At 64.9% G+C, this 17,290-nt stretch carries 15 protein-coding genes, 2 tRNA genes and 2 pseudogenes; 4 read left to right on the top strand and 15 right to left on the bottom strand.

Annotated elements, in window-relative coordinates:
- Positions 1-228 precede the first annotated feature (228 nt).
- Positions 229-1,290 (bottom strand): zinc-binding dehydrogenase, encoded by a 1,062-nt coding sequence (locus CXY81_RS05490; protein WP_104194235.1) that lies wholly within the window; start codon positions 1,288-1,290, stop codon positions 229-231.
- 73 nt (positions 1,291-1,363) lie between these two features.
- Between CXY81_RS05490 and CXY81_RS05485 the strand changes: the two genes are divergently transcribed.
- Positions 1,364-1,759, top strand: a complete 396-nt coding sequence (locus CXY81_RS05485) for a TetR/AcrR family transcriptional regulator (RefSeq protein WP_199182967.1) — start codon at positions 1,364-1,366, stop codon at positions 1,757-1,759.
- Between the two features lie 457 nt (positions 1,760-2,216).
- Positions 2,217-2,753 carry a GNAT family N-acetyltransferase gene (locus CXY81_RS05480; protein WP_104194234.1) on the top strand — a complete coding sequence of 179 codons (537 nt, stop codon included), beginning with the start codon at positions 2,217-2,219 and terminating at the stop codon, positions 2,751-2,753.
- Between the two features lie 84 nt (positions 2,754-2,837).
- Here CXY81_RS05480 and CXY81_RS05475 read toward each other — a convergent pair whose 3' ends face one another.
- From CXY81_RS05475 to CXY81_RS05465, 3 genes are all read right to left on the bottom strand, one after another.
- Positions 2,838-3,494 carry a CatA-like O-acetyltransferase gene (locus CXY81_RS05475; RefSeq protein WP_104194261.1) on the bottom strand — a complete coding sequence of 219 codons (657 nt, stop codon included), beginning with the start codon at positions 3,492-3,494 and terminating at the stop codon, positions 2,838-2,840.
- 82 nt (positions 3,495-3,576) lie between these two features.
- Complete coding sequence (locus CXY81_RS05470; RefSeq protein ID WP_146067621.1) at positions 3,577-3,918, bottom strand: hypothetical protein; 342 nt, start codon at positions 3,916-3,918, stop codon at positions 3,577-3,579.
- Between the two features lie 75 nt (positions 3,919-3,993).
- Entirely contained in the window at positions 3,994-4,431 is a 438-nt protein-coding gene (locus CXY81_RS05465; protein ID WP_104194232.1) for an ASCH domain-containing protein, read from the bottom strand.
- 352 nt (positions 4,432-4,783) lie between these two features.
- Between CXY81_RS05465 and CXY81_RS05460 the strand changes: the two are divergent.
- A pseudogene (locus CXY81_RS05460) lies at positions 4,784-4,999 on the top strand (transposase); the annotation flags it as partial.
- Between the two features lie 309 nt (positions 5,000-5,308).
- On the opposite strand, the pseudogene CXY81_RS05450 reads toward CXY81_RS05460, so the two are convergent.
- The 4 genes and pseudogenes from CXY81_RS05450 to CXY81_RS05435 all read right to left on the bottom strand — a co-directional run bounded on the left by CXY81_RS05450 (position 5,309) and on the right by CXY81_RS05435 (position 9,725).
- A pseudogene (locus CXY81_RS05450) lies at positions 5,309-6,547 on the bottom strand (IS110 family transposase).
- 662 nt (positions 6,548-7,209) lie between these two features.
- A tRNA-Ile gene (locus CXY81_RS05445) sits at positions 7,210-7,283 on the bottom strand.
- Positions 7,284-7,382: 99 nt separating this feature from the next.
- A complete protein-coding gene (locus CXY81_RS05440; RefSeq protein ID WP_369828343.1) occupies positions 7,383-8,627 on the bottom strand; it encodes a glycosyltransferase in 1,245 nt (414 codons plus the stop codon).
- Positions 8,628-8,810: 183 nt separating this feature from the next.
- Positions 8,811-9,725, bottom strand: coding sequence for a DMT family transporter (locus CXY81_RS05435; protein WP_104169698.1), 915 nt, complete (start codon positions 9,723-9,725; stop codon positions 8,811-8,813).
- A 41-nt stretch (positions 9,726-9,766) separates the two neighbouring features.
- Between CXY81_RS05435 and def the strand changes: the two genes are divergently transcribed.
- The gene (def, locus tag CXY81_RS05430; RefSeq protein WP_104169697.1) at positions 9,767-10,333 is read left to right on the top strand and encodes a peptide deformylase; all 567 of its coding nucleotides are present in this window, start codon (positions 9,767-9,769) and stop codon (positions 10,331-10,333) included.
- Positions 10,334-10,373: 40 nt separating this feature from the next.
- On the opposite strand, the gene CXY81_RS05425 is transcribed toward def, so the two are convergent.
- The 7 genes from CXY81_RS05425 to CXY81_RS05395 all read right to left on the bottom strand — a co-directional run bounded on the left by CXY81_RS05425 (position 10,374) and on the right by CXY81_RS05395 (position 17,236).
- Positions 10,374-11,252, bottom strand: coding sequence for a sensor histidine kinase (locus CXY81_RS05425; protein ID WP_146067620.1), 879 nt, complete (start codon positions 11,250-11,252; stop codon positions 10,374-10,376).
- Positions 11,253-11,340: 88 nt separating this feature from the next.
- Positions 11,341-11,413, bottom strand: a tRNA-Asn gene (locus CXY81_RS05420).
- Between the two features lie 64 nt (positions 11,414-11,477).
- Complete coding sequence (locus CXY81_RS05415) at positions 11,478-12,485, bottom strand: D-isomer specific 2-hydroxyacid dehydrogenase family protein (RefSeq protein WP_104194230.1); 1,008 nt, start codon at positions 12,483-12,485, stop codon at positions 11,478-11,480.
- Positions 12,469-13,380, bottom strand: a complete 912-nt coding sequence (locus tag CXY81_RS05410) for an ATP-binding cassette domain-containing protein (protein ID WP_104194229.1) — start codon at positions 13,378-13,380, stop codon at positions 12,469-12,471. Before CXY81_RS05410 ends, CXY81_RS05415 begins: the two co-directional genes overlap by 17 nt.
- A 4-nt stretch (positions 13,381-13,384) precedes the next feature.
- Positions 13,385-15,073 carry an ABC transporter ATP-binding protein gene (locus tag CXY81_RS05405; RefSeq protein WP_104194228.1) on the bottom strand — a complete coding sequence of 563 codons (1,689 nt, stop codon included), beginning with the start codon at positions 15,071-15,073 and terminating at the stop codon, positions 13,385-13,387.
- Positions 15,070-16,146 (bottom strand): ABC transporter permease, encoded by a 1,077-nt coding sequence (locus tag CXY81_RS05400; RefSeq protein WP_104169692.1) that lies wholly within the window; start codon positions 16,144-16,146, stop codon positions 15,070-15,072. The genes CXY81_RS05405 and CXY81_RS05400 overlap by 4 nt, the downstream gene beginning before the upstream one ends.
- Before the next feature lies 1 nt (position 16,147).
- The gene (locus tag CXY81_RS05395) at positions 16,148-17,236 is read right to left on the bottom strand and encodes an ABC transporter permease (RefSeq protein WP_104099982.1); all 1,089 of its coding nucleotides are present in this window, start codon (positions 17,234-17,236) and stop codon (positions 16,148-16,150) included.
- Positions 17,237-17,290 lie beyond the last annotated feature (54 nt).

The following is a 17,290-nucleotide window of genomic DNA, read 5'->3' as shown; positions in this document are numbered from 1 at the left end:
CCACCGGAGTGGTCCTGATCATCCTTGGCTACGTTGAACGGCAGCACGGCGCTCCGCCAATCCGATCGCGCAAAAGTGACACGGTTCGACTGTGCCACTCAAGATCGGATTCCTTATCTGTCTCGTATCCGAGCTGTGCCGAAACCCATCTGTTAGGACACAAATCGATTAGGAGACAGTGCGGCAACATAAGCGTGTGCTCTCATGTCCACCCCTCGCTGGCCACCCTTAGTGGCTCGGCTGAGGGTGCATGACGATCTTGCCGACGTGCCCCCTGCGGGCAAGTTCTTCTTGCGCTTGAGCGGCTTGGTCCAGTGGGAAGGTCGCGGCGATGATGGGATGGATCTCGGACCGCCGAGCCATGTCCATGAGGAGATCGAAATGTTTGGGCGTGTGCATCGCGGAGCCGATTACCTGCGCGTTGTGCAGATAGAGACGGCGCACGTCGAAGGTCACAGCGTACCCGCCGAGCGCACCGGCGATAACCCATCGGCCACCTTCGCGCAGCAGCGGCAGCCCCTCACCCACCAGCTCACCAGCGACGACATCGAGTGCCACATCGATACCCTCCGGGGCGGCAGCGCGGACCTGCTCGGCAACGTCTCCCGCGCGGTCGACAACTTCGTGTGCGCCCGCCTCGCGCACCGCATCGATCTTGGATCCGCTGCTGATGGCGACCACCCTCGCGCCTCGCGCGCGGGCGATCTGCACCAGCGCAATACCGACACCGCCGGACGCTCCCGAGACCAGCACGGTCTCTTTCTCTTGCAGTCTGCCCCGCTCGATCATGCCCAGCGCAGTGCCGTAGGCGGTCGGCAACGCGGCGAGCTGATCGTCGGTGAGCAGGGATTCAGTCACGTCGTGCACACGTTTCGCCGGCGCGGTTACGTACTCGGCGTAACCACCGTCGCGTTCGCTCCCCATCAGGCCCACCGGATTCGCGTTGGGCTCTTCCGCGTCGTAGATCGCTGGGTCGACGACCACTCGCAGGCCCACGAGACCCTCGTCCACATCGGCACCAACGGCAACGACGCGGCCAGCGACATCGGCGCCCTGGATGCGCGGGAAGTCGAGCGGACCGCGCCAGCCCGATAGCGCCTTTGGGTCTTCCGGACGACCATATGCCCCCGCTCGAGTCCACAGGTCGGTGTTGTTCAGCGCCACGGCGCTGACTTGGACCAGCACTTCTCCTGACTTCGGAGCAGGCACGGCCACCTCTGTCAGCTCAAGAACCTCCGGCCCTCCATGTTCTGCGATCCGGACGGCGCGCATAGTCTTGGAAACACTCATCGTCTAATCTCCTTATCGGTAGACTGATCTGTGAAGACAACCTAGTGCACACCGATCGGTGAAGGTGTGTCCGATGCGGGAAGCAAAGCACTTGACGGCTGCTGGTCATCGCGTCCTGGCGGCTGCTGGCGAGCTGTTCTACAACCGCGGGATTACAGCGGTCGGTGTAGATCTGATCGCCGAACGCTCAGGTGTGACGAAGCGGACCCTGTACAACCAGTTCGGCTCGAAAGACCACCTCGTGGCGACCTACCTCGAGGAACGTGACCAGCGCTGGCGATCACTTGTCCGCACCACGGTCGATACCTGCGACTCTCCGGTCGAGGCCGTCACTGCGCCCTTCGATGCGCTGTGCACCTGGAGTGAGACCAACACCCGCGGATGTGCATTCATCAATGCACTGGCCGAACTCCCAAACCCTTCCCATCCCGCGCACGGAGTCGCCTCGAATCGGAGCTCTGGCTGTTGAACTTGTTCAAGGAACTCGCCACTGCGGCGGGCTGCTCCACTCCCACCGCGCTCGCCACGCAGCTCCTCGTACTGCATGAGGGTGCTCTCGCCACGCAACCGCTTCCGCTCGACACCCTCGCGGGAAGCGCTGACCTGGCGCGAGCGCTAGTTCAAGCCAGCATTCCACCTCACCAATAAGCGGAGCTAGCCGAAACACGCGTGCACGGCCTCGGCCCGACCGCCCGGTGTAGGACCGGAAACGCCCACCACGACACGAAGCGATACAGAACTTGTCGATCTCGGCCAGATCGACATGCGCCGGCACCGCAACGACCAGGCCCGCGCTGACGAGACCTACTGGGAATGACACGGGGGCGGCTCGGGCACAGCGCGCGGGCCGCTACCACCTCGTCAGAACCGCGCTACCACCTGCCTGGACTAGCGCTACCATCAAGCGCTACTCGCCAGATCGAAAGGTGCTACGTCTTTCCAGTCTCGAGGACCACTTCCGGATCACTGAGATCGAGCGAGCCGCCGGCAAGATGTTCCGCAACATCAACATGGCGATAGTCGCCGATGACCAACCGATCAGCAGGCAGGATTTCCAGCGCTTCGTCACGGACCATAGAGCGTTTGTGTGGCTGGTCGACGGTGTGATCGTCGCCTACTTGCTCCTCGAGCAGGTGGACGGAGCTGCCCATATCGAGCAGGTCACGGTCCACCCGGAGCATGCGCGTCAGGGCATCGGAGCGCAACTGATTGTCGTGGCTGACTCTTGGGCACGGGAACGCGGATTCCCCGCTGTGACGCTGACCACATTCCGAAACGTTCCGTGGAACGCGCCATACTACGAGCGCCTCGGCTTCCGTGCGTTCTTGCCACGTGACTGGGGCCCGGCGATGGGCGCTCGAATGGAGACAGAGGCAGCGCGAGGGCTCGAAGCCTGGTCGCGCGTGGCGATGATCCGACCCGTGAGCAAACTCAGCACAGCAAAAGCCGACGTTCACGAATAATCGCCCGCAAGGCGTTCCCACATGGCACCCCGCCGTTCAACGTCGACTCGAAGCCCTGGCAGCGAATTCTGTGCCCCTGAAGCGTTATTTGGAGAGCCACGACGGGTCGGAAAAGAGCGCTTGCAACTCTTGAACAAGGCGAGCCGTATGGAAACCGTCAGCCGCCGCATGGTGCACCTGAATGGCGACAGGCATCACGGTTCGCCCCCCAGCCTCCCGGTACCGACCCAGGGTGAATATAGGCAAGAGATGCTTCCAGCTGTCGCGTATCTGCAAACTGAACCCAGTGAACGACGCCCACGGGATGCTTGATATGTCAAACACATTTGCGGGCATATCTGGCTGCGGCTGAAACGACGTGGCATTGCGGTATCTAGCCAAGACGTCGACCGCCTGCTCGTGGAAGATCGAGAAGTCAGCGTGGAAGGGAGACCAGACGTTGGCAAACGTCTCTCGCTCGGGGTTGAAAACGGTGAATGCAGGGTGCACAACATCCCAGGTCGCCGGGACCATCTCGCCAGTGAGGGTCATCCGAAACTCGACGTGACGATTCACTACTGAGGCGATAGCCCAGATCTGCGCAATATGGCTTTTCCACGGAACGACGCGGAGCGCCGCCACCATCTCCGTGACGTCGAGTTCCACCGTGAGGGCGTACGTGCACTCGACGCGCGTGAGGTAGTGCTCGAAGTGCTCCCGCCGAGGCCACTTGTCCAGATCGATCGCGCGCGCTTCTGTCATGCCCACGAGCCTAAGGCGGGCACCCCTCCCCACCGGTCAGCGCCAAGGAGCGTTGGGCTCGCGGGCGAAGCAGGGGGACCTTTCAGTTGCCTGAACTGCCCGGATCGGGCAATCGTCGCTGGCTTGCAGCTTGACGTTGCCCGAGCATCCAGCCGGCACCGAATGCGAGCACTGCCAGCCCGACAATGAACAGCACGATCCCGATCTGACTCCGTGGCGAGAGTTGTAGGCCTATTGGAGAGAACGTCGTGTTGCTGAGCGGCGCGTAAGCGAACCAGCCGAAGCTCGCTTGGTCACTCGGCACGAGAAGGAGCACGAGTCCGATAACGGCAGCCACGGTGCCGAGGACGACCATGGATACGCTCACACGACGTGAGGGCTCTGAGTTGAAAACTCCGCCTTGCCCGACTCGTGTCTCGCTCATGTGGCCAATGCTAGACGACCCACCGGTTCCACGATATGACAGAGCCCACAGAGAGTTGGGCTGCCGGTACGAGGGCTATCGGTCCGCCCGGCCGAGCACCTCAATCAATTGGAACCGCTCCAGCACGACGAGCGATTCGTCATCGACTTTGAAGTCTGGGTTGCTAAGGAACTCACGCATCTCCGTACTGTGCCAGAAGGCTTCGTGACCGCGGCGCCAGGCGGCTACGGAGACGAATCCTTCGCCCTCATCACGCGCATGCTCGAGGCCGACGTCAGCAAGTCGCACAATCTCAACCGCAACCGTCTGGATGGTCCCAACCGCTGAATTGTTTGAATCCACGACCGTCTGCTTGTTCCCGATGATCGGCAACGGTTCGTCCTCTATTGAGTACTCCACGAGGATTGAGCTGGTGGAGGTCTTCGTGCCGGCCAGGATGGCGGCGATTAGCCGATCCCGAAGTGCGCCCGGAAAGCCGAACTCAGCAATCTGGAATTCGCAGTGGTTAGTCATGAGGTGATTTTAGGTGCCGAGGCTCGCGACCCTGAGCCGACGGGCGTTCGCCTGGCGCGCAATTCAGCAAGGGGGCGCCCCTGTATCCGCAGTCGGGTGTCAAAAGCCACTCTGGAAAACTGTCATTGTGACCGCGGATATACAGGTAGTCCAATTCAACGTTCACGCCTACAGCATCTAACCGAGGCGGGATACCTCGTCGTCGGCGAATCGTGGGGCGCCCGCCTGCGCCTGGTTACGTCCCTGTGAGTGGTGTGGTTTCCGGCTTCTGAGTGTTGCTTCGTCAACGTGAAGAGCCACCGTGGGATGGTCAGTGAGCACCGATCAAAGAACTCACAAAGGACAGCACACGATGGCTCTAGACCAGTCTGCCCTGCTTGACCTGCTGGGAGAACTCAAACTCACCGATGTCACCGACCGCATCCGCGTCGCGACCGAAACTCTCTATCAAGAACTGATCGATGCGGGGGCGACCGCGTTCATCGGTGCCGCCCCGTTCGAACGCAACGGAGACCGCACCGCCCACCGCAACGGGACTCGATCCCGCACGTTGTCGACCACGGCCGGGGTGACGTAGTCGACGAACGCGTCGAACGGGTCCGGGGCGGCGCGGCGACGCACTCCTGGGGTGCGTTGGCCGGCGAGATAGGCGCGGATGGTCTTGCGGTCGTGGTCGGTGCGGCGGGCGATCTCACTGATCGTCATCCCTTGCCGCTTGAGCGCGTGGATGTCCACGTCGTCCTCCTCTGAAAGCATAGGAGTAGGGCCTTTCTTGAAGCTGGTGTGTGGTCGAAGACCATCAGCATCGAGGAAGGCCCGCTTCTATGTGCGGAAGCGACCCGGAGTGGGGAATTTCAGTGAGCAGATCTGGGGAATTTCAGTGAGCGCCGTCACCGTCTCGGAGCATGGCATAGAGGACGTCGCAGCGGCGTCGGGCGAGGGCAATGAGGGCTTGGTTGTGGCGCTTGCACTGGGCGATCTTGCGGTCGTAGTAGGCCAGTGAGACCGGGTCGCGAAGGGCGGCGAAAGCCGAGAGGAACAGTGCCCGTTTGAGGATCTTGTTGCCTCGCCGGGACGGGTGTTCGCCGCGGATAAAGCTTCCGGAGCGCCGAGTCACGGGGGCGAGGCCTGCGTAGGCGGCGAGGTGGCCGGCGGTCGCGAAGTCCTTCCCGGAGACTTCGGTGAGGAGTCTGGCGGCGGTCCTGATCCCGACTCCGCGCATGCTGATCAGGACGGGTTGAAGAGGGTGCGCCTCCACGAGGCGTTCAACCTCGACCGCGATCTCTGCCCGCTGACGGCGCAATGCGGCGAGTTGTTCAGCGAGCCGGGGAAGCACGGTGCTGGCCGCGTTCGTGCCTGTCACGACGACGGTCTGCTCGCCCAGTGCCCGGGTGATTTCATCTGTGAGGCGGCGGCCCATCCGGGGCGCGAGCTTGGTCAGGCGGTTGCCAAACCGGAGGGTGCCGGCGGCTTTCATCGCGGCCGGTGACGGGTATCGCTGCAGCAGATCGAGCACTGCGGGATGGTCCAGGTGCGGGCCGAGGACCCTCTCCAACGCGGGGTGGATCTGGGTGAGGAGCCCGCGGATGCGGTTGTTCGTGGCGGTGATCTGGCCAACGACGTCATCGTCGAAGCCGCAGAGCATGGAGAGTTCCGCGACCTGGTCGTCAGCGAGTTGCAGGGATCGGAGCGCGTGCGGGAGTGTTCGTGCCGCCTGGGCGATGATCGCTGCGTCGCGGGCATCCGTTTTTGCTTCGCCCGCGTGCAGGTCAGCGATTCGCCGCATCGCCAGCCCGGGGAGGTAGCCCACGAGCACTTGTTCGGATTGCGCGACGGCGATCGGAAGTGCGCCGATCGTCGCGGGCTGATCGACGACAAACAGCACTTGGCCGTGTTGTTTCAGCTTCCCGATCAGGGCCCGCAGTTTGGCTTCAACGTTCGGCAGGGCCTTGTCGAAGAGCACCTTCCCGGCCCGGTCCAGGGCGACTGCGTGGTGCTCGCCCTAGCCAACATCAACGCCGATGAAGACGTCAACGCTGTCGTAGTTCTCGATTATGAATGCTCCGTTCCAGGTCTCGTTTCCGTTGACCTGAACCGCGGCATCGAGTCTCGGCATCCACGTTACGAACGGCCTAGGACAAGTCCCGGTCCAGCCCCTATCAGCGATCACCCGATACCAGTCAAACCCGGTGACAACACCCCCCGGATCATGGGCGACTGGGGGCAACAATCATGCCGGGCCTGACAGGCCAACACCCTCAAACGATTACACGATCAAGGGCTACAAAGAAAGTAACGGGGCAAGCGGATTCCCCGGGATAGTTTGGGGCGATGTGGAATCACACTTGCCCTGACTACTAGGGCCGGCGTCGAGGACTCCGCCCGGCTGATCAGCATCGACCACCCACCGGAATCTGTACTTGCGAGCAGCGCGTGTTCCCAACGGCCTACGAGGAACGGATACGTCCTTTTAGCAGGGGTTCGACGACGTCGCCGTGTCGCTGCACGATGAATTCGACGATCCGGGAATGAGGTCGTTTTCGCAGAGCCCTGCAGCGGGAACGGTCACCGTTTCCGCCTGCCCGTGTTCTACCCGCCAAGGACTCATCAAGAAAGAGGCCCGACAGCAGTTTCTCCAGAGCCTGGTTCGGCGGATATCAGTCATTCTTTGGGGATTGAAAAACGCCCACGAAATGACCCAGGTAGCTGCATAGGTAGCTGACTTCAAACATGAAATAAACAAAAACAGAAATATACCATCTGACCAGCATATTACAGTAGGGCGGCCGGGACTTGAACCCGGGACCGACGGATTATGAGTCCGCTGCTCTGACCAGCTGAGCTACCGCCCCAATCGACGCGACTGCTCTGACGAGTGTGCGACCGATTCTGTGGTGATCGGGTGGATCACTGGATTCAACGATACAGGCTCGAAAGGCGGGCTCGCCCGCCTACTCCGCGCCGCGGGCGGCCGCGTCGGAGGTGACCGCGTCGATAACCGGTTCCCCGCGATACAGGCACTCAAACGTGTTCAGGGTGCGGTTGATGTCGTGCACACCGATGAGCCGGAGGGAGCTGTTTTTGAGCGCGTTCAGGTCGTCGGGTGCGGCCATCAGAACTGTCGTGAGCTTGTCGGCGAGGTCCTGAGCGTTTCCGGGCTCGAACAGGTAGCCGTTCTGGCCATCGTGCACGAGGTGTGGGAGCGCCATGGCGTTGGCGGCCACGATCGGCAATCCAGACGCCATCGCCTCCATAGTCGCGATGCTCTGTAACTCCGCGATCGACGGCATCGCGAACACCGTCGCGCGGGTGTAGGCGGTCGCCAGTTCGGCATCCGTCACATAACCCGTGAACGTGACCCGACCACTGAGTCCGAGCGTCTGCGACAGATGTTCGAGGTTGCGCTTCTGGTCGCCGCCACCGACGATCTCCACCTTCACATCGAGGTCGGGCGAGAGCAGGACCACGGCCCGCAGCAGCACGTCGATCTGTTTCTCGCCGGTCACGCGGCCAACGAAAAGGATGCGGTTCTCGGTGCGTGGCGCGAAAGTCGGCGAGTAGTTGTGGGCGTCGATGCCGCATGAAATTGCCAGCACGCCCTCGAGGCCGGTGTAGCGCTCCAGGAACTGGGCGGCTCGCAGGGTCGGGGTGGTGACCGCTTCCGCCCGGCCGTAGGTACGCCTCGCAGCCCGCCAAGCGGCCTTGATGAGGCGATCGTGCAGGCCCTTTGGGACCAGGGTGAATTCCAGCATGTTCTCAGGCATGAAGTGGTTCGTGCCGATAATGCGGATGCCCCGCTTCGCTGCCTCGATCGTGACGGCACGACCCACGTTGATGTGGGACTGGAAGTGGACGACATCCGGCTTGACCGTATCAAGGATTTTCCGGGTCTCTCGCGGAATGAACCACGGCAGGGCGTACCGCAGCCAATCGTGCGGGTACCAGCGCCAGCTCTGCAGACGATGCACGACCATCGGCTGGCCTTCATGCACCTCGGTCCAAGTGCCGAACTTGCGTGACGCGGCTGGAGCCATGATGTGCACTTCGTGCCCGCGGGCCACCATCCCGGCGGCAAGACGCTCGGCGAACCGGGCCGCGCCGTTCACGTCGGGGGCAAAGGTGTCCGCCGCGATCAGGATGCGGAGAGGCTTCTTCGCCGGCTCGCGGGGGGACGACTCGCTCGGCAAATCGGTCAAATCTGACAAAAGACACTGTCCCAACGTAAGTGAGCCGGAGTTCGTCATCCGGCGAGAAATCATGTTTTCGACGGCGCGCACGCTGACGAGGTCTTCTAGAACCCTATTCTAAACCGGTGCTGCAACAGCCATACCGGGGGCGGCGCGCCCACGCGGACGCCGAACGGAGTGCTTGGAGCGCCGTCAGTCGTCGGCGAGAGGGTGATACCGGGCCAACAGGAAGACCCCGACGATGGCGACGACACCCGCGACGAGGAAGGCGACAGCCGCCCACGGCGGAGCCTGTTCGATCTCGCCCAGAACGACGATGCCGATGCCGACGGCGATCAGCGGATCGATCACGGTGAGTCCGGCGATGACCAGGTCCGGCGGGCCGGACGCGTAAGCGTTTTGCACGAAGTAGGCGCCGAGCACCGACGCCAGCAAAAGCCCGATGACGCAGGTCAGGGTCAGCCACTCGAAGTTGCCGTTCTGGGTTCGGTTGATGACGACCTTGGCCAGCGTCGCGACGAACCCGTAGAGCACCCCGGCGCCGACAATGTAGAACATCGCCTTGAACCGGGTACGCAGCTTGAGGAACGCGACGCCGAAGAGGGACAACACGACGCCGAGCACGATCAGGATCGTGATCAGGTTGCCGTCGGTGACTGGTTTGTCCACGGCGGTGAACGCGGCCACGGTGACGAAAAGGGCCACGCCGCCGACGCACATCGCGATCGCGATCTTCGACGCGCGGTTGACGGGGACCCGGGTGATGCGGGAGTTCAAGATGGACGTGATCACGAGGGCGACGGCGCCGAGCGGCTGAACCATGATGATGGGGGCGAAGGCCAGACTGGAGAGCTGGAAAACGATCGCCAGCCCGAGCATTATCGTGCCGAAGACCCAGGAAGGCCGACCGAGCAGCAGCATCAACTGGCGCGGGTTGAGTCCGCCGGTGACCACAGCCGTTTTGGCCTCGACCTTCGTGACGCCGCGATGCTGGAATTGAGCTCCCAGCGACAGGAACACGGCACCCACCAGGGCGAGCGGAATCCCGATGGCCTGACGCGGATTGATTGCGATTTCCGCAGCCAGGTCGGTCAGGTCGGGGTTCACTCAAACGAGCCTATCGAGAACCGGCCCGTTATCCTTGGAGAATGGCCGTTCGTGCGATAGTAATTTCAGGAGATCCCGTTCTCCACTTCTCCGCCCTCCCCGTCACTGATTTCGACGACGATCTGCATGAACTCGTGCGGGACATGTTCGAGACAATGGATGCCGCGCCCGGCGTCGGTCTGGCGGCGCCGCAGGTGGGAGTGCCGCTCCGGCTCTTCACCTACAACTACCTCGATGACGACGACCACCTGTGGCGTGGCGCGGCCATCAACCCGGAACTGTGGATCACCCCGGTTCCCTCGGGCGAGGCCGACGAGGACGAGGACGTCGAGGGCTGCCTGTCTTATCCGGGCGAACGCTTCCCGCTGCTACGCTCCCCCTCTGCCATCCTGCGCGCGGTGGACCTTGAGCAGAAGCCCTTCGAGATTCACGCCGAAGACTGGCTGGCCCGCATCTTCCAGCACGAGTACGACCACCTCGATGGCACCCTGTACGTGGATCGCCTCGAGCACTTCTACGCCAAGATCGCCTTCAAGGTGACCCGCAAGCGTGGCTGGGGCACGCCCGGGCTCAGCTGGATGCCCGGCGTCGACAACCTTGAAGATTGACCAGGTAGGCCCGGCCTGATCCGCTGGCCCGGCGAAAGAGTCAGCTGCGGTCGAGGTCCACTCCGTGGATGCCGTTGTGGAAGCGCAATGACGGGAAGATGGCCGTGACCGTGAACCCGACGCCGGGCACGGTCCCGGCGTTGAAAATGCCACCGAACATCGCGGTGCGCTCGCGCATCTGGGTGATGCCTGCCCCGGCTACGTTCGCACTCAGTGCCTTGAGGTCGTCGTCGATCGTGTACTTCGTGCGCGCGGCGAAGTCGGCGGCGTCGGCACTGTCCCGGCGAGCCACCGCACGGATGCCGTCATCCGCGACCAGCAGCTGCAGCCCGTCCTGAGTCCACGTGATCGTGACCCGAGCCTCCGTGCCTCGTCCGCCATGGGTGAGAGTGTTGGCCAGCGCGCTCTGCAGGATACGGAAGACGGCCAGTTCGGCGCCCGGCTTGAGCGGGAACCGCTCGCCTGACTCGGTGAAGACCACGGTGACGCCCGCGTCACGCATGACCCGGAACAGGTCGTTCGCCGATTGCAGGCCCGGCTGGGCGGCGGCGACAGATTCACCCTCGCGCACGATCGTCAGTACGCGGCGCATGTCGGCCAGCGCCACCCGGCCGTCGTCGACCAATGCCGTCGCCACCCGCACGGCGCTGGACGGGTCGCTCTCGGCCGTGTAGCGGGCACCTTCGGCACGGGTGATCAGCCGCGCGACGGACAGCACGGCCACGTCCTGCAGATCCCGGATGATGCCGAGCCGGCCCTGTTGTTCGGCAAGAGACAGTTGCAGGTCAATGCGCAGCCGTTCGGCCGCCGTGCGGTCGAAGACCACGCGCCGGGCCCGGACAAGGGTGACCAGCCAGAGGGCGAGCAGCCCGACGACGAGCACGGCCAGAACGGTGCTCACGGTAAGCCAGGACTCCACGGATGCCGCCTTTTCTGCGACCGCGTCGCACGGAAGTGAACGGGATACAAAAAAGGCCACCAGGGGTGGAGCCCTTGGTGGCCTTTCGCTCCCCGACTTGGACTCGAACCAAGAACCTGCGCATTAACAGTGCGCTGCTCTGCCAATTGAGCTATCGAGGAATGTCGCTTGAACAGCTCTGCCACTTTATCAAAAGTTGGTGATCTGCCAAATCGGCGTGAACCGTCAGTAGCCGATTCGAGGGTCAACGACCCCGACGTACCGCCCATCCGCAAGGAAGGCACCCACATTCAGGCGAATCCGCTCGGCCAGGAGCGGGGCGGTCATCTCGGGCGTGTCGGCCGAATGCGGCGTGATCAAGCACCGCGCCTCGGCCCAGAGCGGATGCCCCTGCGGCAGCGGCTCCGGATCCGTCACGTCGAGGGCCGCGCCGGCGATGGTTCCTGCGGCCAGAGCTGCCACCAGAGCGTCCGTGTCGACGAGCGGGCCGCGGGCGATGTTGACGAGCACGGTCTCGGGCCGCATCAGCTCGAGTTCAGCCCGGCCGATCAGGTGGCGCGTGCCGCCCGTGAGCGCAGCCGCCACGACGACGACGTCGCTGGTCTGGAGAACGCCGGAGAGGGCGTCCGTCACCACCGTCTGAGCCGCACCGGGCACCGGCTCGGTGCTGCGGCGCACCACTGTGACGTGGGTGCCGAACGGCGCGAGCAGGCGGATCAGCTCACGGGCGATCCCACCAGCGCCGATGATGGTCACGTTGAGGCCGTAGAGCGAGCGCCCCTCGGACAGATTGCTCCAGCCCTCGGCCCGAGCGCGCTTCGGCAGCACCCGCAACAGCGCCAGGGTGAGAGCCAGGGCGTGTTCGGCGACGGGCTGCGCGTACGCGCCCTTCGCGCTGGTCCAGAGAAGGTCCGGGCGGTCCAGGCCGGCCAGCACCCCGCCGAAGGCGTCGACGCCCGCCCAGGGGAGCTGCACCCACCCGATGCCGGGATGCGCGTGCAGGGTGGCGCGCAGCTCGTCGGCCCGGCCGTAGTCCAGCCAGATCAGTCCGCGGGTCTCGTCGGAGAGCTCCGTCACGGTTCCCCCGGCAGCCTCGACCGCCCGGGAGAAGGCCGGTTCCGGCCGCGGCAGGATGGTGATCGGACCGGGGGCCGGTCGTCGGTGCGCCGGAAGGGGCGTGACCTCGTCGGTGAGAACGGCCTGGTGTTGCACGGATTCAGTTTTCGATGACATGTTCGTCGGATTCACTCTCGTAGTCGTAGTTGTCGTCGTCGTTCTCCTCGTCCGGCGCCTCCCCCATCAGAGCCGCAGCCAGGCCGGCGACATACGGATGCCACGGGTCGTCGAACACCTCGTCAATCGTGCCCAGCCCCACCAGCACGCCCTGGTGCAGCACGGCGATTCGGTCCGCGACCCGGCGAAGCACGCTGAGGTCGGAACTGATCACCAGCGCCGAGAAGGCCCGCTCGCGCTGCAGCTCGCCGATCAGGTCGACCACGGCGTCCCGGACGGTGGCATCGACGCCGGCCGTCGGCTCGTCCGCGATCAGGACCGACGGCCCGAATACCAGCGCCCGGGCCAGCGCCACCCGCTGACGCTGACCATTGCTCAGCTCGTAGGGGAATTTGGTGAGCACCGACAACGGAAGCCGCACCGCGTCGACCATGGTCGCCACTTGCTCGTCGAGGATGTGCCGGTCGTAGCGCCGGTCTCGGTCGAGCACGGGCTCGGACACGATCTCCGCCACCGTCAGAGTCGAGGGCAGCGTGTCGGCGGCATCCTGGGCGAGGTGCCCTACACCGAAGGTGAGCCGGGCCAGCTTGCGCCGACGGATGCCGCGGAGCCGGTACCCGAGCACCGTCGCCTCTCCCCCGGTGATCTCTGGTCGAACGTCGCCGGTGCCTCCGCCGCCGTGGCTGAACGCGGCGCCCGACAGAACCCGGGCCAGCGTGCTCTTGCCCGAACCGCTCTGCCCGAGCAGTCCGAGCACCTCGCCGGCCCCGATCTGCAGGGTAAGGCCACGCACGGCCGTGAATGCGCCGCTGGCACCGTGGGGCGGGTACTCGACCGTCAGGTCACTGGTGGAGATCGGACTGGTCGGACTTGTCGGTGCGGCGCCGCGGATCATGTGTCTATCCTGCCTCACGCAGCCGGCGCAGTCCCTCCCGGCGCAGGGCCTGCTCGGCCGGGTCCGGCACGGGCAGGGAGGCCAGGAGCCGCTGGGTGTAGGGATCCTTGGGTGCACCGAGAACCTCGGCGCTGGTGCCCTCCTCGACCAGTTTTCCTCGGTACAGCACCGCGATCCGGTCCGCGACGAGGTCGACGACAGCCAGGTCATGACTGATGAACAGCGCGGCAAAGCCGAACTCCCGCTGGAGTTCGGCGAACAGCTCCAGCACCCGCGCCTGCACGGAGACGTCGAGAGCGCTGGTGGGCTCGTCGGCGATCAGCAGTGGCGGCTCCAGGGCGAGCGCCCGCGCCAGGCTCGCGCGCTGGCGCTGGCCGCCGCTCAGCTCGTGCGGGTAACGGTCGCCGTAGGCACGCGGCAGCTGCACGGCCTCGAGGAGCTCGTTGACCCGCGGGCGAGCGTGGGCGGCGTTCTTCGCCCGACCGTGCACCACCAGCGGTTCAGCGACGCAGTCGGCGATGGTCAGCAGCGGGTTGAAACTCGACGCCGGGTCTTGGAAGACGAACCCGATGTCGCTGCGGAACTTCCGGAACGCACGCTCCTTGAACCCGTTCATCTCGTGGCCCATCACGGTCAGGGAGCCACCGGTCACCCGGGTCAGGCCGGCGATGGCCCGCCCGATCGTAGTCTTGCCGGAACCGCTTTCCCCCACCAGACCGAGAACCTCACCGGGCCGGATCAGGAAGCTCACGCCGTCGACGGCGGTGAAACCGGACCGGCCGAGCCGGCCGGGGTATTCGATTCGGAGCTGGTCGGCGACGACGACCGGCGCCTGCTGCTCCCAGTCGGCCGCGCGGGCCGTGGCACGGGCGGCGGCGTGCACGACCCCCTGGCCCACGTGAGGCACGGCGGCGAGCAGCTTCTTCGTGTAGTCGTTCTGCGGCGAGCGGAAGAGGGTTTGGGCATTCGCCTCTTCGACGACCTTGCCCTGGTACATCACCGCAACCCGGTCGGCGAGGTCTGCGACCACGCCCATGTTGTGGGTGATGAGCACGATCGCCGTGCCGAATTCGTCGCGGCAGCGGCGCAGTAAGTCCAGGATCTCGGCCTGCACGGTCACGTCGAGCGCCGTGGTCGGCTCGTCGGCGACGATCAGGCCGGGGTCGAGCACCAGGGCCATGGCGATCACGACGCGCTGCTTCTGGCCGCCGGAGAACTGGTGCGGGTAGTAGTCGACGCGGGTTTCCGCGTCGGGGATACCGACCCGCCCGAGGATCTCGATGGCCTTCTTGCGGGCTTCCTTGCGACTGAACTGGCCGTGCGCGCGGATGCCCTCCATGATTTGCCAACCCACCGTGAAGACGGGGTTCAGCGCGGTCGAGGGTTCTTGGAACACCATGGAGACGTCGGTGCCGCGAACCTGCCGCAGCTGGGCTGTGCTGAGCGCGATGACGTTGCTCTCGCTCGAGCCATCCTTGCTGCTGAGGATGACGGCCCCGGAGGCGGTCGCCGTCTCCGGCAGCAGCCCGAGGATGGTCTTGGCGGTGACGGTCTTGCCGCTCCCGCTCTCGCCGACGATGGCCAGGACCTCGCCGGGAGCGACCCGCAGGGTGACGCCGTCAACGGCCCGAACGGCTCCGGCGTCGGTCGCGAACGAAATGCCCAGATCGGTGATGGTGAGCACGTCGGTCATGGTCGCTCCTCGAGTCCTTCGGTGGGATGGGTTGCGGCGCCTTCCAGTCCGTCGAGCCCGCCGGAGCCGGCGACGAGGGTGCCACCGGGAACGACCGAGGTCTGCGCGACGATCCCGGCCGACTGGCCGACTGCGCGGCGTCCGCGCAGGCGGGGATCGGCCAGGTCGTTGAGGCTTTCGCCGACCAGCGTAATGCCGAGCACGACGAGCACGATGGCCAGGCCGGGGAACAGTGACGTCCACCAGATGCCGCTGGTGACGTCCGAGAGGGCCTTGTTGAGGTCGTAGCCCCACTCGGAGGCGGCCGTCGGTTCAATGCCGAACCCGAGGAAGCCGAGGCCCGCGAGGGTCAGGATGGCCTCCGACGAGTTCAGGGTGAAGATCAGCGGAAGGGTGCGGGTGGCATTGCGGAACACGTGCCGGAACATGATCCGGCCGCTGCCGGCACCCAGCACGCGTGCGGATTCCACGTAGGCCTCCGCCTTGATCCGCACCGTTTCGGCGCGGATCACCCGGAAGTACTGCGGGATGAAGACCACGGTGATCGAGATCGCCGCCGCCAGCACACCGCCGATCAGGTTGGACTTGCCCCCGGAGATGACGATCGACATCACGATGGCGAGAAGCAGCGACGGGAACGCGTAGACGGCGTCGGAGACGACCACCAGGATCCGGTCGAGCCAGCCGCCGAAATAGCCCGACACCAGCCCGAGGAACACCCCGGCGAAGATCGACAGCAGGACGGCCACAATGATCACGAACAGGGCGGTCTGGGCACCCCACAGCACCCGGGAGAGCACGTCGTAGCCGCTGACGGTGGTGCCCAGCGGATGCGCGCCCCCGGGCGGCTGCTGGGCTCCGAAGGCGCCGTTGGCGTCGCGCAGTTGGCTGAAGCCGTAGGGCGCGAGCACGGGGGCGAAAATGGCGGTCAGCACGAAGAGAGTGGTGATCACCAGGCCGGCGATCAGCATCCCGCGCTGGAGTCCGATGCTCTGCCTGAGCTGGTGCACGACGGGGAGGCGGGACCAGACGCTGCGCTTCTGCCGGGCGGAGATCACGGTGGCGTCACTCATCTCAGTACCTCACTCTCGGGTCGATCAGTGCGGCGATGATATCGACGACAAAGTTGGAGAGGGCGACGATCACGGCGAGCAGGGCGACGATCCCCTGCACGGCCACGAAGTCCCGGGCCTTGAGGAACTCGGAGAGCATGAAGCCCAGGCCCTTCCATTCGAAGGTGGTCTCGGTCAGCACGGCGCCGCCGAGCAGCAGGGCGATCTGGAGGCCGATCACGGTGATGATCGGGATCAGGGCCGGCCGGTAGGCGTGCTTCCGCACCAGGCGGAACTCGCTCACCCCACGCGAGCGAGCGGCGTCGACGTAATCGGTGCCGAGGGTTCCGATCACGTTGGTGCGCACGAGGCGGAGGAAGACCCCCGCAGTGAGCAGCCCGAGCGTCAGCGCGGGGAGCACGGCATGCTCGAGAACGTCCCCGAGCACGGTCGGGTCCCCGGTCAGGATGGCGTCGATCGTGTACAGGCCGGTCTGGTTCGGCAACAGCTGCATCTGCAGCTCGGAACCGGTCGAGGCCCGCCCGGAGACAGGAAGCACGTCGAGGTAGACGGCGAAGACGAGTTTAAACAACAGCCCGGAGAAGAACACCGGCGTGGCGTAGCAGAGGATCGCGAAAACCCGGAGGAAGGCGTCCGCGGATTTGTCCCGCCAATAGGCGGCGACCATGCCCAGGGGAATCCCGACGATGAACGCGACGACGAGGGCGTAGAAGACGAGCTCGAACGTGGCCAGCCCATAGGTGACCAGAATCTCGGAGACGGGACGGTTGGTGCTGATGGTCGTGCCGAAGTTGCCGGTGAACACCTGGCCCAGGTACTCGATGTACTGCACGAAGATGGGCCGGTCGTAGCCGGCGGCCTGGATGCGCTCGGCCAGCTGCTCGGGCCCGAGACGCCCGCCGAGAGCGGCCGTGATCGGGTCACCGGTCGTGCGCATCAGCCAGAAGACCATGGACACAAGGATGAAGATGGTGGGAAAGATCAGCAGAAAGCGGATCAGGATGTACCGGCCGATCCCGCCGTCAGTTGCGGGACGTTTCTTGCGTCCCGTCGCGCGGGGCGACGGGGGGCGCGTGGTCACAGTGGTCATTCCTGCCTAACGATAGGACTGTGCGATTAGAACGTGACGGGGGCACCCAGCGCG

The sequence above is a fragment of the Cryobacterium sp. M25 genome (genome assembly GCF_002929635.1).
Taxonomy (GTDB): domain Bacteria; phylum Actinomycetota; class Actinomycetes; order Actinomycetales; family Microbacteriaceae; genus Cryobacterium; species Cryobacterium sandaracinum.
Note: the sequence above shows the minus strand (reverse complement) of the source record. Positions and strands in the feature narration are given on the sequence as shown.